The 15935-nt window shown below is 52.2% G+C and carries 11 protein-coding genes and 1 other annotated feature; of the genes, 9 read left to right on the top strand and 2 right to left on the bottom strand.

The genetic code is table 11. The annotated features are described in order from the left end of the window. The first annotated feature begins 8 nt into the window (after positions 1-8). The 8 genes from ACOZB4_RS06760 to ACOZB4_RS06725 all read left to right on the top strand — a co-directional run bounded on the left by ACOZB4_RS06760 (position 9) and on the right by ACOZB4_RS06725 (position 10728). Positions 9-1013 (top strand): aldose 1-epimerase, encoded by a 1005-nt coding sequence (locus ACOZB4_RS06760; RefSeq protein ID WP_379406243.1) that lies wholly within the window; start codon positions 9-11, stop codon positions 1011-1013. A gap of 66 nt (positions 1014-1079) precedes the next feature. Then, on the top strand, positions 1080-2822 hold the full coding sequence (locus ACOZB4_RS06755; protein ID WP_379406244.1) for a glycoside hydrolase family 2 protein: 1743 nt from the start codon (positions 1080-1082) through the stop codon (positions 2820-2822). A gap of 89 nt (positions 2823-2911) precedes the next feature. Next, positions 2912-4309 carry a family 43 glycosylhydrolase gene (locus ACOZB4_RS06750; protein WP_379406245.1) on the top strand — a complete coding sequence of 466 codons (1398 nt, stop codon included), beginning with the start codon at positions 2912-2914 and terminating at the stop codon, positions 4307-4309. A 242-nt stretch (positions 4310-4551) separates the two neighbouring features. Further along, positions 4552-5499, top strand: a complete 948-nt coding sequence (locus ACOZB4_RS06745) for an ArsR/SmtB family transcription factor (RefSeq protein ID WP_379406246.1) — start codon at positions 4552-4554, stop codon at positions 5497-5499. A 296-nt stretch (positions 5500-5795) separates the two neighbouring features. Then, positions 5796-6827 (top strand): tetracycline efflux ABC transporter Tet(58) subunit A, encoded by a 1032-nt coding sequence (gene tetA(58), locus ACOZB4_RS06740; protein ID WP_339267098.1) that lies wholly within the window; start codon positions 5796-5798, stop codon positions 6825-6827. Then, on the top strand, positions 6824-7639 hold the full coding sequence (tetB(58), locus tag ACOZB4_RS06735) for a tetracycline efflux ABC transporter Tet(58) subunit B (protein WP_260068716.1): 816 nt from the start codon (positions 6824-6826) through the stop codon (positions 7637-7639). The genes tetA(58) and tetB(58) overlap by 4 nt, the downstream gene beginning before the upstream one ends. 117 nt (positions 7640-7756) lie before the next feature. Further along, positions 7757-7988, top strand: a binding site (T-box leader). A gap of 90 nt (positions 7989-8078) precedes the next feature. Beyond that, entirely contained in the window at positions 8079-9338 is a 1260-nt protein-coding gene (gene tyrS, locus ACOZB4_RS06730; protein ID WP_379406247.1) for a tyrosine--tRNA ligase, read from the top strand. Positions 9339-9624: 286 nt separating this feature from the next. Further along, a complete protein-coding gene (locus tag ACOZB4_RS06725) occupies positions 9625-10728 on the top strand; it encodes an NAD(P)H-dependent flavin oxidoreductase (RefSeq protein WP_379406248.1) in 1104 nt (367 codons plus the stop codon). Positions 10729-10812: 84 nt separating this feature from the next. On the opposite strand, the gene ACOZB4_RS06720 is transcribed toward ACOZB4_RS06725, so the two are convergent. Further along, positions 10813-11883 (bottom strand): hypothetical protein, encoded by a 1071-nt coding sequence (locus ACOZB4_RS06720; protein WP_422759509.1) that lies wholly within the window; start codon positions 11881-11883, stop codon positions 10813-10815. 166 nt (positions 11884-12049) lie between these two features. Continuing rightward, complete coding sequence (locus ACOZB4_RS06715) at positions 12050-12922, bottom strand: AraC family transcriptional regulator (protein ID WP_379406250.1); 873 nt, start codon at positions 12920-12922, stop codon at positions 12050-12052. Positions 12923-13142: 220 nt separating this feature from the next. On the opposite strand from ACOZB4_RS06715, the gene ACOZB4_RS06710 reads away from it, so the two are divergent. Continuing rightward, entirely contained in the window at positions 13143-15905 is a 2763-nt protein-coding gene (locus ACOZB4_RS06710) for a LuxR C-terminal-related transcriptional regulator (RefSeq protein ID WP_379406392.1), read from the top strand. Positions 15906-15935 lie beyond the last annotated feature (30 nt).

Below are 15935 nucleotides of genomic sequence, written 5' to 3'. Positions count from 1 at the left end.
GTGGAGAAATGGAAGGGACGAATGCCTACGAAGGCGTATACCATAACGAGCGAGCAGTTTATTTGAGAGCCGGGGGTTATGAGGCCATCATGCTTCCGGATATCGGCGGGAATTTGATATCGTTCCGGGACCTCGATAAGGGCTATCGGTTTCTGCATGAGCCGACGTCGGAGGAAATGCCGGGATTCAAAGCAAGGCCGATGATTCATGGCATTCCGGTATTGTTTCCCCCGAACCGCTATAAAGACGGCCAGTTCCGGTGGAACGGCAAAGTCCATCAGCTGCCGGTCAATGAAGAGGCAACCGGTCATCATCTGCATGGATTTCTGTACAACATTCCATGGGAGGTCGGTGAATACGGGCATTCCGGGCAGGAAGCTTATGTGACCGTGTCTGTCCACGTGGATGAACAGCATCCGGTATTCCAAAGCTTCCCGTTCCGGTACCATATTCAGCTTCGGTATGGCTTAAGCCGGCAGGGGCTATCCCAGCGGGTAACGATTACCAATACAGGCCAAGAAGCCATGCCGTGTTTGCTGGCGTTCCATACGTCCATCAACGCGCCATTTACCAATGGAGGCGACGCCCAAGATTACCGCTTAAAGCTGACCGTCGGGAAGCGGTGGGAGCTGGATGGGCGAATGCTGCCCACCGGATCCTATCAGGAGCTATCCGCTAACGAGCAGGTCATGCAAGGAGCAGGCGTTTACCCCTTCTTCGAAAGTATGGACAATCATTATACCGCTGTAGCTCAAAATGGAAGAAACCGGATGGAGCTAACCGATCGGGCGGAGAAACTGACGCTGGTTTATGACGTAGGCACCTCCTATAAACAATGGATGATCTGGAACAACGAGGCGACCGAGGGTTTCTTTTGTCCTGAGCCGCAGATCAATCTGGTCAATGCGCCCAATATGGACATGGAAGCCGAAGCAATCGGGTGTTTCAGTCTTGAGCCAAATGAAATCTGGGAAGAGACCAGCAGGCTGTACGTGAAGGAAAGCCGAGGCTAAAGCCATAGGTGACAGCCGGGTAACAGATAAATACCGACAAATTAAACCTAAAAGAAGGAGTTAAACATGACAGAATTAACACTGCCGCGTCCGGAGTACCCCCGCCCGCAATGGGTAAGACCTAAATGGATTAATCTGAACGGTGCTTGGCAATTCGAAATCGATCATGGGAAAAGCGGGAAGGAGCGCGGATTCCATGAGCCGGGACATGATCTATCCGGAACGATCACCGTTCCCTTCTGCCCCGAAAGTAAGCTGTCCGGCGTTGAATATAAGGATTTCATGGCAGCTGTATGGTACAAACGCGATTTTACCGTGCCTGAAGAATGGAAAGGCAGCATCCTGCTTCACTTCGGAGCTGTGGATTACGAGACGGAAGTATGGGTAAACGGTGTATCCGTAGGAATGCATCGCGGAGGATATACGCCTTTTAGCTTTGATATTACGTCGCATGTGATACCGGGCAAGAACGTGATTACCGTCTGTGCGGAAGACGACGTCCGTTCCGGACGCCAGCCGCGCGGGAAACAAAGCGGGCGGTTTCACTCGCATGGCTGTGATTACACCCGTACGACGGGGATTTGGCAGACGGTATGGTTGGAGCGAGTGCCGGAGGCCTATTTGTCCGACATGAAAATAGTGGGTGATCCCGATAATGCCTGCGCGCACCTGGAAGTAAAGATATGCGGAAATGCTGTGGGACATAAACTGAGCGCCTCCGCTCTGTATGAGGGAAAACCTGTAGGGAACGCCAGTGCGGTCGTATCCGGGCCGTCCGTCAAACTTACCATTCCATTGGCGGAGGTTCACTTGTGGGAGGTGGGTCAGGCCAGGCTGTATGATCTGGAATTAACCCTGCAAGGACAGGATCAGGTTAGCGACAAGGTCCAATCCTATTTCGGGCTTAGAACCGTCATGCTGGACGGCATGGCCTTCCGCATCAACGGCAAATCCGTGTTTCAGCGCCTTGTGCTGGATCAGGGATTCTATCCGGATGGGGTCTACACCGCCCCAAGCGATGAGGATCTCCGCAAAGACATCGAAATTTCGATGGGACTCGGCTTTAACGGCGCAAGGCTTCACGAGAAGATGTTTGAACCGCGCTTTCTATACTGGGCGGACCGTTTAGGGTATCTGGTGTGGGGAGAACATGCAAATTGGGGATTGGACATTACCACAACGGAGGGGCTGTCACATTTTCTCCCGGAATGGCTCGAAGGAATGGAACGCGATTTCAATCATCCTGCTCTCATCGGCTGGTGTCCTTTTAACGAGACATGGGACCGTGACGGCGCCAAGCAAAATAACGAAGTGCTGCGCATTGTGTACGAAGTATCGAAAAAGATGGATCCGACGCGTCCCGTCATTGATACGAGCGGTAACTTCCATGTCGTGACGGATATTTTCGATATCCATGATTACGACCAGAACCCGGAGACATTCAAGGAACGATATGAGCCGATGAAGAACGGCGGAGAGGTGTACAATAGCTTCCCGAATCGGCAGCAGTATGAAGGCCAGCCTTATTTCATCAGCGAATATGGCGGCATATGGTGGAATCCGGACCAAAAAGACGAGAAGTCCTGGGGTTACGGCGACAGGCCGACCTCCGAAGAAGCGTTTCTAACGCGCTATGCGGGCTTAACGAATGTGCTGCTGGATCATCCGAAAATGTTCGGATTTTGTTATACCCAGCTGTACGACGTGGAGCAGGAAGTGAACGGATTGTATACCTATGACAGACGTCCAAAATTCGATCCCGAAGTGATTCGCCGCATCAATTCCCGCAAGGCCGCGATTGAAGATTGAGCCGGTATCATGACCGTTATCGAAGTAGGCGGTGTTACATTTCTGCGTGGTGTATGATTGCATATTATCCGAAAGGAACGTGACGAAGGATGAAGGTGAATTACCGGAATAAATTATTGCTCACGATATGCGCATTCCTTATTCTTCCTATGGGTCAGGCGACACATGCGGCTACGCTTCAAAATAACTTCTACAACGTGGTCATGCAGGAGGGGGCGGATCCATGGGTATATAAACACACCGACGGCTTCTATTACTTCACAAAAACGACCGGCGGAAATGTGACCATATGGAAGTCCGCGCAGCTTACCACGATCGATGCAGCTCCGACGACGGTCGTCGAAACGGGCTGCTGCAGCATCTGGGCTCCCGAATTGCATTACATCAATGGCGCCTGGTACATCTACTATGCCAAGGATGACGGGGATAACGTCAATCACCGCATGTATGTCATGGAGAACACGTCGGCGGATCCGATGCAGGGAACCTGGCAGTATAAGGGCCAAATTACGGACCCGACGAATAAATGGGCGATTGACGGCACGGTGCTGCAAACAGGCGGTCAGCTGTATTTTATATGGTCCGGCTGGGAAGGCGACACCAACGTCCGGCAGAATTTGTATATCGCCCGCATGAGCAATCCCTGGACGATCGATTCGAATCGCGTTGAAATCGCAAGGCCTACCCACAGCTGGGAAACGAACCATTCCCCGCATGTAAACGAAGGGCCTCAGGTGATGGTGCGAAACGGTCTCATCAATCTGGTATACTCGGCAAGCGGAAGCTGGACCAACGACTATTGCCTGGGCCTCATCACGGCCAGCACAACCAGCGATCTGCTGAATCCGGCATCATGGAGCAAACGCAGCCAGCCTATATTCAAGTCCGGTAACGGTCTGTACGGACCGGGTCATCATTCGTTCACCAAGTCGCCCGACGGTACGGAGGACTGGATGCTCTATCATGTCGCCAAATACAATAATGCCGGGTGGAACCGCGAGGTTCGAATGCAGAAATTCACGTGGCATGCCGACCACACGCCCAATCTCGGCGTCCCGGTGAATCCGAATGCTCCGATAACCTTGCCTTCCGGCGAAGCAGCACATATCCGTTACGAAGGTGAGGAAGGGACATTTGGAGGTATCGCCTATGCATCTCAGAGCCCTAACGGCTCGGGAGGCATGAAGGCCGGGCATATCGATACGCGGGAGAGCTATGTGGAATTCAAGGTACATGCCGCGTCCGCAGGCGAATACATTCTGCTCGCCCGAACGGCGAATGGAACAGCCGGGGGGAATTGGTCCCATCTCATGCTCAGCGTAAATGCCGGTACCGCAAGCAAGTTCCACATCACGAATAAAGGATGGGAGAACTGGGGGCTGTCCACGGCGCGGGTTCAGTTGAAGGCTGGCGTGAATACGATACGTTTTTCAAAAGGCGAGGGATACGGAGAAATCGACTTTTTCGACATCAAGCCGCCCAATTAGGAAACAGCGGATGGCATAGCGGGTCGATAAATTAAGTGTTGTTAGCTTGATCATGGATGGCTTCCGGTTCTCCCGGAGGCCATTTCTGGCTATGAAAGTCATGGTTTTCTACGTCCGACTATACGATCCCCTATGGCAAGAGGCAGGAAAATGGACGGTGTAAGCCTTTCCAGTGTGATTGTTTTTCATTTCATTAGGAAGTAAAATTATTGTAATGAATATGTTTAAAGGAGAGCGAATTTGTGCTGGAACTTGGTTTTAACGACCCGGAAAGACTGGTCACGGTAGCTCATGCCTTGTCAACGCGCTCTAGGGTGGATATTCTGAGGCTCTTGAACTCCAAGAACTTGAATATCATTGAAATCGCCGAGAAACTCAAACTTCCCGTTTCTACGGTTGCGAGCAATATCAAAGTGTTGGAAGCGGCCGAGTTAATTAATACGGAATTGCTTCCGGCTTCGCGAGGAGCAATGAAGGTGTGCAGCCGTAATTATGACGATGTTCATTTTGCATTGAATTTAAAAAATTCAGTACCTAAGGGAATCACGCATGTCTATGAAGTAGAGATGCCGATTGGCCATTACAGCGATTGCGAAGTATCGCCGACATGCGGAATGGCGAATGCCGACGGGTATATCATAAAGGAAGACGAGCCGGCGAGCTTTTACCATCCCAAGCATGTCAATGCCCAGATCATTTGGCTGCGCAAGGGATATTTGGAATATTTGATGCCGATGGATATTCCGGCCGGTGTACGAATCGAATCACTTGAACTGTCCATGGAGATGTGTTCGGAGGCCCCGAATTATGACCAAAACTGGCCTTCAAATATTTCGGTGTGGGTCAATGGCGTGGAGATCGGCATGTGGACAAGCCCCGGCGATTTCGGGGATCGGCGCGGCAAGCTGAACCCGAATTGGTGGTACGATTGGGCAACGCAGTACGGGTTTCTCAAGACATGGCGGGTTGATCATGAGAAGACAACGCTGGACATGGAGAAAGTGTCGGGCGTTACATTGGATGAACTGAATCTTTCCGAGAGTCCCAAATTGCGGTTGCGTATCGGCATCAAGCCCGATGCCGTCAATCAAGGGGGGCTGAATCTGTTCGGACGCCAATTTGGGGATCACGAACAGAATATTATCATGCAGGTAAAATATACGATGGATCAGGATGGGGAAGACCTTTAATCTTGCTATTTGTAAGTGGCCGAAGGCTTAACTGAAGACGAAGAAAAGGCAAGTGCAGCGGCAGCATGTGGGCGAAGAGGTTTCCCGTTTTTATAAAGGAAAAAGTGGCAGTGCAGAAGGTATTTCTGTGCTGTCACTTTTTTTGTTTACCCTCAGAATAGTCGGAGTAAACCGTGAATCCTTATCGATTGAGAATCATTTCATAAGAAGAGCCCATTCTTTTCCGGTTTACATTCCGTTTAAATAGGGGTGTTACGATTCAAGCATCATCCATTAGCAAAGAGGAGGAAATCATAATGGAGCATGTATACAGAAAGAAAATAGAGCCTAACCCTGGTGACTTGGCCGTTGAGGCTTATGGACTAGTCAAAACATTCGGCGATAATCGTGCCGTGGATGGCGTGGATCTGAACGTGCGTACCGGAACGATCTACGGTGTGCTTGGTCCGAATGGGGCAGGCAAGACGACCACCATCCGGATGCTGGCGACCTTGCTAAGGCCGGATGCCGGTACGGCCCGAATCTTTGGACACGACGTGCAGGCGGAATCGCAGATCGTCCGTCAGTTGATCGGGGTAACCGGTCAATACGCGTCGGTGGACGAATCGCTCAGCGCTACGGAGAATCTGATTATATTCTCCCGTTTGCTAGGTTTGGGGCGTACGGAGGCGCGGCGCAAAGCGAGTGAGCTGCTTGAGGAATTCGGTTTGTCGGAAGCCGCGAAGCGACCGCTAAAAAATTTCTCCGGCGGCATGCGGAGAAGACTGGATCTAGCGGCAAGCCTTATTGCCCAACCGCCGCTCATCTTCCTGGATGAACCGACGACGGGGCTTGACCCGCGTACGCGTTCCCAGATGTGGGATACGATCCGCCGATTGGTGAATACCGGTTCAACGGTATTGCTGACCACGCAGTATCTCGAGGAAGCGGATCAATTGGCAGACCGCATCGCCGTTATTGATTACGGCCGGGTTGTGGCCGAGGGGACGGCGGATGAACTGAAGATGTCGGTAGGCACTTCCTCGCTGCATTTGACCGTCCAGCATTTACAGGACATGGATCGCGCCCGCCATACCGTGGAACAAGTGCTCAAAGTTCATGCTAATGTATCGCCGGAAGCGGGAAAGATAACGGCACCGATGGCTAATGCGGGTCTTGTTACAGACCTGTTGATCGAGCTGCGCACGGCAGGAATCGGCTTGTCCGAGATGAGCGTGCAGAAGCCGACCCTGGATGAGGTGTTCCTAACGATCACCGGCCACGGCGTGAAGGAAGACGCTGGCCAAGGGGCTTATGAATCCAATGATAGAGAGGTGGCAAGGGTATGAGCAGCACCATGATTCAGCCAGGGACGGAACGTCAGCTCAAGAACCGCACGAGTCTCGGTCAGACGATACGAAATTCGTTGACAATGGCCTACCGCGGGCTGCTGAAGCTCCGGCGTACGCCCGAGCAGTTGTTTGACGTCACGTTCCAGCCCATTATTTTTACACTGATGTTCACCTATATTTTTGGGGGCGCCATCTCCGGTGACGTGGCGAGTTATTTGCCCGTTATCATTCCCGGCATCCTCGTCCAGACAGTGATTACGACCTCCGTCGTCACAGGTGTTCAGCTGCGTGAGGATATGGATAAAGGCGTATTCGACCGGTTCAAATCGCTGCCGATTGCACGCATTGCACCACTGGCCGGTGCCCTGCTGGCAGATACGATTCGATATACCATTGCAACGGTGCTTACCTTTACAATGGGTTATATTATGGGATATCGGCCCGAGGGCGGCTTGGGTTACGTTGCTCTTGCCGGGCTGGTCGTCATTTTGTGCTCGTGGGCCATCAGCTGGATCTTTGCTTTCTGCGGCGTAATTGCAAGATCCGCCTCCGGCGTACAGGGAATATCGATGATCGTGCTGTTTCCGCTCACGTTTCTCTCCAACGCGTTCGTGCCGGTGGATACGATGCCGGGCTGGCTGCAGTGGTTCGTCAATATGAATCCGATCTCGCATCTTGTGACAGCCGTTCGGGATCTCACCAACGCCGGCACCGTGGGCTGGGATCTCACGATATCCTTGGTTGGCGCAGCGGTCATCGTGGCAATCTTTGCTCCCATTACGGTTCGTGCGTACATGCGTCGCACTTGATACCAAGGGCTCATCCGACGAACATTTACCCATGCTGCCGGGGAAAGCAGGACATCCGTCCGAAACGCAGGTTGACATCGATTTATTAATTCACTATACTGTCTGTAATCTTATAAGCAACATACGTTGAAAGAGCCCAGTAGCAGCTTGGTCCCTGTTCTAGAAAGCCGGGGGATGATGGAACCCGGTACACACCAAGGCAGCGAATTACACTCTGGAGTATCTCGGGTAATGCCGAGCGGAAACGGCGAACGATATCTCGTCTAATGAGCGGCATGAATGACGCGCGGCAAGCGTGCAGATCATTTGTGCAATCTGGGTGGTAACACGGTTAATAATCGTCCCTATGTCTATAACAGACAAGGGACGATTTTTTGTTTTTCAACGAGTTGGGCGTTTCGTTATAAGGAAATTAATGAATTGAAGGAGTGTTAACACTGTGAATATTATCGACGAACTGGAATGGCGCGATGCGATCAACCAACAAACGGATGCCGAAGGCCTTCGGGAGCTTACGAATGAAAAATCCATCTCGCTGTACTGCGGCGTGGATCCAACGGGCGACAGCATGCATATTGGTCACCTGATTCCCTTCATCATGCTCAAACGGTTCCAGCTTGCCGGCCATCGTCCGGTCATTCTGATCGGGGGCGCAACCGGCACCATCGGCGATCCAAGCGGACGTCAAACCGAGCGCTCGCTGCAGACGCTGGAGCAGGTTCAGGCTAACGTTGATGCGTTGACTGGACAAATGAAAAAGCTCTTCGTGACGGAGGGCGACAATCAGATCCGCATGGTTAACAACTACGACTGGACGCATAAAATCAACATTATCGAATTCCTGCGCGATTACGGGAAAAACTTCAGCATTAACTCGATGCTGGCGAAAGACGTGGTTGCGAGCCGGCTTGACAGCGGCATTTCATTCACGGAATTCTCTTACCAAATCCTGCAGTCGGTTGACTACTTGCATCTGTACCAGCATGAAGACGTACAGCTGCAAATCGGGGGATCGGACCAATGGGGCAACATTACAAGCGGCCTCGACCTGATCCGGAAGAAGGAAGGACCTGAGGCAAAAGCATTCGGCCTGACCATTCCGCTCATGCTGAAGGCCGACGGCACGAAATTCGGCAAAACGGCCGGCGGCGCGATCTGGCTCGACCCGAACAAAACAACGCCATTCGAGTTCTACCAGTTCTGGGCGAACACCGACGATCGCGACGTCGTGAAATACCTGAAGTACTTCACGTTCTTGACCAAAGAGCAAATTGACGAGCTGGCCGAAAAGGTGCAGAGCGAGCCGCATAAACGCGAAGCACAAAAAATGCTGGCTGAGGAAATGACGAGATTCGTGCACGGCGAGCAGATGCTGGAGCAGGCCAAGCGCATTACGGCAGCTTTGTTCAGCGGCGATATTAAATCCCTTACGGCCGATGAGATCGAGCAGGGCTTCAAGGAGATGCCGACATTCGAAGCCACGCCGGAAACGAAGAATATCGTGGACTGGCTTGTGGATCTGGGCATCGAGCCTTCCAAGCGGCAAGCTCGCGAGGATATCACCAAAGGCGCCATCTCGATGAACGGCGAGCGTATCAGCGACGTCGGTCACGAGGTGACAGCCGACCAAGCGATCGGCGGCCGGTTCATCATCATTCGCAAAGGAAAGAAAAACTACAGCTTGGTGAAAATGTCCTAGAAGACGGTGTAACAATCAGGGGGAAGAGTCTCCCCGGACGAAAGCACCCGTAAAAAGCCGCTAAACACGTTTCAAGGTGCTTAGCGGCTTTTTTTAGAGATAAGAAAGTATAAACTCCCGATGCTCCCCCTCCTGATCTCGCAAGAAAAACATCTGCTGTAGAGAGTACGTCTTATATGCAGTCTGTCTTCTGGAAAAGTACGTCGATCGACGTTTTTCTTTTATTGGAAGTTTCCTTCTATATAATAGGATAATATCTGTAGTGTTAAAGGAGGTAGATTATATCATGAACATTCAACTGCAGACCGATCTGTGCGAGCGGTTCCAAATCCGCTATCCGCTCTTTCTGGCAGGAATGGCCGGGGGACCGACGACAGTTGAACTGGTCGCCGCCGTATCCAACGCAGGCGGACTCGGCACGCTGGGTGCGGCTTATATGGAGCCGGCTGCCATTCGTCACAGCATTCAGGAGATCCGCAAGCGGACGGATCAGCCTTTTGCCGTCAACCTGTTTGCGACACGTGCCCCGGATCGCCATGAGCGAATCGGAGAGGTTCAACAGGAACTAAACCGGATGCGGAATGACCTTGGCATTCCCCATGCGGGCAAGGATCACGTAACAACCCCGGATTGGTTCGAGCAGCAATTCGCGGTTCTGATCGAAGAGAAGGTGCCTGTCATCAGTACGGCATTCGGGATTCTGGATGAGCCTCATATGCAGCAAGCGAAAGCGGCTAAGCTTCTGGTTGTTGCGATGGCTACCACAGTCCGCGAAGCCATGCTGGCTGAGCAGGCAGGGTGTGATGCCGTCGTCGCCCAAGGCAGCGAAGCGGGCGGACACCGTGGAACGTTTGACATTTCGGAGCACCCGATGGGTGCCCAAATCGGAACGTTTGCCTTGGTACCGCAAATCGTGGATCGCGTCAAGATTCCCGTGATTGCCGCCGGAGGCGTGATGGATGGACGCGGACTCGCAGCGTCGCTTGTTCTTGGAGCCCAAGGCGTTCAGATGGGAACGCGATTCCTGACTGCGGTTGAATCGGGTGCGCATGAGGTTTACAAACAAGCGCTGCTTCGGAGTACGGAAGAGAGCACGGTGATCACCAAAGCGTTCTCGGGCCGGCCTGCAAGGGGCATCCACAATGCATTCATCAGGCAATGGGACGAGAGCGGCGTAGAGCCGCTGCCCTTTCCTACGCAGAATACGGTGACCCGTGACATACGAAACGCGGCTAATCGCCAAGATAATCCGGAGTATATGTCATTGTGGGCGGGGCAAGGCACAAGAGGGCTGACTTCGGGACAAACGGCAGCGGATATTGTTGCCGAGACGATCCGGGAAGCGCTGTTGATCTGCCCATTTCTGCGTGAATCCGATCAATGGCGATGAGAGCGGGTACGCTATGCGCATAGGAAAACATGAAGCAGCAGGCCACCTAAGGAAAAACCTTGAGGTGGCCTGTAAAGCTTTTTGCTAGAAACCGCCGTAAGTATCTCCGCCTTCGCCGCTCCACGTCATCTCCACGAAGGAGGACGGATTGGTAGACGTCGCTGTTTTGGAGCCGGAAGCGTAGAGTCCCCCGGCAACACCGGTCATCGTATAGTCGGTATATAATTTGTTCGAAGTATAGTTCGTGTAAATCATCGCTCCCGAAATATTCGATGCGGTTACGTTCTTAAGCTCCAAATTGCTTCCGTAGGACACTCCGTCCGAGGCCGTGGTTTTGCTTGTTCTGAACGCCTGGCCCGTGGCTGCATTGTTTTTGACCGTGGTGTTGATGATCTGTACGTCATTGGCCCGCATGAATATTCCGTTGTTGCCCACGGTCGATTCCGGCACTGTATTCTGAAAGTCAACCGTGCTGCCGATCACTTTGATATGATGCGTCCCCTCTTTAAAATCAAAGCCGTCGTTTTTGGTCTGTATGGCGCTGCAGTTCAGGAACGTAATATAACCGCTTCGATCCGGGTTCGGCAGCGTGGTCCAGTTCTGATCGGCATCCCCCACATAGAAGCCCTCGCCGAATTTTCCGCCTTGCCCCGCGCTTTGGGCGGTACTGTTCGAGACAAGCCAGTATTGGCTGTTTTTCCGAATCTTGAACGCTTCTGCGGTCGTATTTTTGACCGTTACGTTGGTAACGTAGCCATGTGAGGCTTCGATCAGAAGGCCTTTGTTCGATTTGGCATTGGAGTTAATCGTCACATTCTCCAGCTTGTAATAGCTGTTTTTGATATGGAATGCGGCATTTCCCGCCGATGCCGTGAAATGAAATGTAGCTCCGCCGCCCGTGCCGCGAATCGTGATGTAATTGCCTGACGATCCGCTCCTGGAGGTTGCAATGGTTCCATCTGACACCGAGTAGGTCCCGGACACTTCGATAATGTCGCCGGGATTCGCACTGGCTAAGTAGCTCCGCAGCGTCGCGACGTCACCGGCCGGGACCGATTTGGTTGCCGCCTTTACCATATGACCAGGGTAGAACGCAAATACAAGCATGAAGCAAAATAAGGATACTATGCCAAACTTGAATGATGGCTTGATCATCATGAAACCTCCTCGCTATTTTTGACACTATTCATCTTGCAGTCGCATTTGTTGCCTTATGTTCTTTCTGGGCGAAACACATCACCTCACTTAACGGAGATCAGATTCATTGTTTAAGCGCTCTAATTATAATCCAATCCGAATACCACATTGCTGCTTGAAAATATCATAATTTCGTCTGCATTCGATACTGGAGAGGCGTCATGCCGTACTTTTTTTTGAACATAGCGATAAAATACGAGGGGTAGTTAAATCCGGTCTGTTTACTGATGTCTTCGATTGTCAGAGACGGCAAGCTAAGAAGCGTTCTGGCTTCCTCCAAACGCTTGTTGTTCGTATATTCGATGATGGTCATGCCCATCTGCTCTTTGAACAGCTTGGACAAATAACTGGGGGAGAAATGAAGATCCGCAGCTATTTCGTTAATCGTAAAGGATAGATGATAGTGCTTGCCAATCCAACTTACCATGGCGCCGACAGGTTCGAGCGAAGCAGCGGCTGTCTGATACTTGAAGCCCCCGCTGCGATCCGGAGGATAAATATGGCTATTGAAGTAGGTGAAGAAATGAAATAAAAACAAGGCAACAACTTCCTTCTGAACCTTTCGCGGAACGCTGGCCAGCATCTCATGCAATTGCAGAAATTGATTTTCCAAATATAAAGCATCCTTGGATGACAGATGAAACACCTGATTGGACCACGGATGCTCCAACAATTGTGAAACAGCGGTTGTCAGCTGCGGGAGTGCGGTGAGGAAACGCTCGATGACGGACGCTTTGATTTTCAGCAGGCTGCGAATGTAATTCGGCGGTACGATGACTTGAATATGGTGTATTTGAAAAGGCTTAATCAACACCAAGGTGCCGGGCTTCAGCGAGTGCGTTTGATTATTGACGATATATCTTCCGGCGCCTTCATGAATGTACAAGATCTCCAACCCTTCGTGATAATGAAAATATTCCACCGGCTCTGTATGTACGCTTCGATAGTTGAACAGATACAGATTGTCACGCCAGGGAATCGAATGGTGAATTTTCATCTGGAACCTCCTTATGCATGAATGATAGGGATGATGGGTTCAATTACAGGGCTTCAAGCATTTCGCATACATCGTATGCCTAACCCTTCAAATCATGCTTCTGCGTTTGACTGCAGCGAGCGAATATCGCGCACAAGAGGGAAAACCGGGAGGCTGTCGAACACTTTATCATAATATATATGTTAAAAAATGCTGCTATGACGGCATAACGGGGGTTATGATGTCCACGCCTATTTTGTCTACGAAACTGTATATACCTTCTCCCCGGTCGAGGGCTGTTCTTCGCCCCCGCTTGATCGAGCGTTTGAACGAGGGGCTGCGTTTGCAACGCAAGCTGACTACGATTTCCGCCTCTGCAGGCAGCGGTAAAACTACGCTGCTCAGCCAATGGATCAAAGACTCACGACTGCCCGTCGCCTGGCTGTCTTTGGAGGAGGGGGATCGTGAGCCAGCAAGATTTCTGGCTTATCTTGTGGCTGCCCTGCAAACCGTCGGGGTTGATATCGCAGAGGGCATCATAAGCAAACTCCAAGCTCCATCCCCACTTCCTCTGTCGGTCGAAGCCATCGTCACGGCCATCCTTAATCATACTGCGACCATGGGGGATCGTTTCATTCTGGTTCTTGATGATTACCACGTAATTGATTCCAAACCGATAGACAGCGCTCTTGGCTTTCTCATTGAGCACATGCCGCCGCAGATGCATGTGGTTATCGCCAGCCGCCAGGATCCTAATCTGCCCTTGGCCCGGCTGCGTGCCCGGGACCAGTTGACGGAAGTGCGGACATCGGACCTGCGCTTCACATCCGCTGAAACCTCTGAATTCATGCGACACGTCATGGGACTGGATTTGTCAGCTGAGGATGCGGCGCTTCTCGAATCCCGCACGGAGGGCTGGATTGCCGGCCTGCAATTAGCGGCGCTGTCCATGCAGGGCCAGCAAGATGCCGCCACCTTCATCCGATCCTTCGGCGGCAAGCACCGTGACGTACTGGACTATCTGGTTGAAGAAGTGCTGCAGCAGCAGCCTGAGGGTATTCAGGATTTTTTGCTAAATACCTCCATTCTTGACCGGCTGTGTGGTCCATTGTGTGAATATATTCTTCGTAGTGAAGACCGTGATGCTCCGAAGAACACCATCTCCGGGCAAGAAACCCTGGAGTATCTGGAGCGCGTCAACCTGTTCATCGTTCCGCTGGACAAGGAGAGGCGCTGGTACCGATATCACCACCTGTTCTCGGATGCGCTTCGGCAGCGTCTAACCCGAACGGGTGCTTCTGCAGCTGGCGGAGAGAGGGACGTGTCCGAATTGCATCGTCGTGCCAGCGAATGGCATGAACGTCAAGCTCTTCTGCTGGAAGCTTTTCAACATGCGATTGCCGCTCAGGATGTGGATCGCGCCGCACGCCTCATTGAAGGGGAGGGGATACCTTTGATCTTCCGTGGAGCAATAGGACCTGTGCTCCATTGGCTGGATTCCTTGCCTAAGGAAGAAATGGATGCAAGGCCCGCGCTACATGTCATGCATGCTTCCGCCATGTTAATGGTCGGTCAAATGACCGGTATCGAACCTAAACTTCAAGCCGCCGAAATCTATCTGCAAGCTGCGGAGGACGATTATACCCGGGATCTTATAGGGCATATCGCCTCTATACGTGCCACCCTTGCTGTCAGCAAACATCAGCCGGAAACCATCATGGCGGAATCACGCCGGGCCTTGGAATTCTTGAGTCCGCATAATCTGCCCGTGCGCACAGCGACGATATGGACGCTGGGATATGCCTACCAGCTGCAGGGGGAGCGGGCCGCGGCTGGCAAGGCTTATCGGGAAGCCGTAACCATCAGTCAGAAGATTGGGCACATCATGATTAACATGATGGCGACGCTCGGACTCGGAATGATTCAGGAAGCGGAGAATCAGTTATATGTTGCGGCCGAGACGTATCGACGCGTTCTGGATTTGGCGGGTGACCCTCCACTGCCGGCTGCATGCGAAGCGCATCTTGGTCTAGCCCGAATATGCAGTGAGTGGAATGATCTGGATGCCGCGGAACAGCATGGGCAGCAGGCCCTCCACTTGGCAGGGCAGTTCGAGCATATAGACAGGGGCGTGGCTTGCGAGGTATTTCTCGCAAGGCTGAAGCTTTCACGGGGGGCGGTGAGCGAAGCGGCTGCCATGTTAGACAAGGCGGATCACTTCGCCCGTCAGCATCATTTCACGCATCAGCTGCCCCATATTGCCGAGGCACAGGTGCTTGCCCTGCTGCTGCAAGGGAATGTCAGTTCAGCGTTGCAGCTTGCCCAGAAGTTTGAGCTCAAGCTAAGCCTAGCCAGAGTGCTGCTCGCACAGGGGGATACGGCGGCAGCGCTGGTGATGCTCGAACAACTGCGGACGGATATGGAAGTTAAGGAATGGGTGGACGAACAGCTCAAAGTGAAGGTGCTGCAGGCTTTGGCCCTTCAAGCCCATGGTGAGAAGCTGAAAGCCGCACAGATTGCTGCGGATGTGCTGGGGATGGGCGAGCGGGGCGGTTTCATCCGGTTGTTTATCGATGAAGGGGAGCCGATGCGGCAGTTGATAAGCGCAGCAGCTGTGAGCAAACCGATGCAGAAGCTATTTAGGGAAGCCGTAGACAAATCGAAGCAGAAGCAGCTGTTAAGAGAAGCTATAAAGAAACCGATGCATGATTATCTGGAGCGGCTGCTGCATGCATTTGATGCTGAAAGACTCGAAAGTGGTGTTACATCAGTATTCGTTCCAGGGTTTGTTCAGCCTGCGGAGTCCCTGATTGAGCCGCTAAGCCGGCGGGAATTGGAGGTTCTGCGTCTCATTGCCGAGGGGCTATCTAATCGTCAGATTAGCGAGAGGCTTTTTATTGCGCTCAGCACTGTGAAAGGGCATAACCGGATGATTTTCGATAAACTTCAGGCCACGCGCCGTACCGAAGCTGTAGCGCGTGCGCGCGAGCTGGGTTTACTGTAGGCGATGATCACAGAATCGCTATTCATCCAT

It is taken from the genome of Paenibacillus sp. NPDC058898 (genome assembly GCF_049316025.1).
In the GTDB taxonomy this organism is placed as follows: Bacteria; Bacillota; Bacilli; order Paenibacillales; family Paenibacillaceae; genus Paenibacillus_AQ.
This window is presented reverse-complemented; position numbering and strand designations above follow the sequence as displayed.

Excerpts from the sequence above, each read along its gene's own strand:
- ACOZB4_RS06760 (WP_379406243.1), top strand. The coding sequence starts at position 9 with ATGGAAGGGACGAATGCCTACGAAGGCGTATACCATAACGAGCGAGCA.
- ACOZB4_RS06755 (WP_379406244.1), top strand. The coding sequence starts at position 1,080 with ATGACAGAATTAACACTGCCGCGTCCGGAGTACCCCCGCCCGCAATGG.
- ACOZB4_RS06750 (WP_379406245.1), top strand. The coding sequence starts at position 2,912 with ATGAAGGTGAATTACCGGAATAAATTATTGCTCACGATATGCGCATTC.
- ACOZB4_RS06725 (WP_379406248.1), top strand. The coding sequence starts at position 9,625 with ATGAACATTCAACTGCAGACCGATCTGTGCGAGCGGTTCCAAATCCGC.
- ACOZB4_RS06720 (WP_422759509.1), bottom strand. The coding sequence starts at position 11,883 with ATGATCAAGCCATCATTCAAGTTTGGCATAGTATCCTTATTTTGCTTC.
- ACOZB4_RS06715 (WP_379406250.1), bottom strand. The coding sequence starts at position 12,922 with ATGAAAATTCACCATTCGATTCCCTGGCGTGACAATCTGTATCTGTTC.
- ACOZB4_RS06710 (WP_379406392.1), top strand. The coding sequence starts at position 13,143 with ATGTCCACGCCTATTTTGTCTACGAAACTGTATATACCTTCTCCCCGG.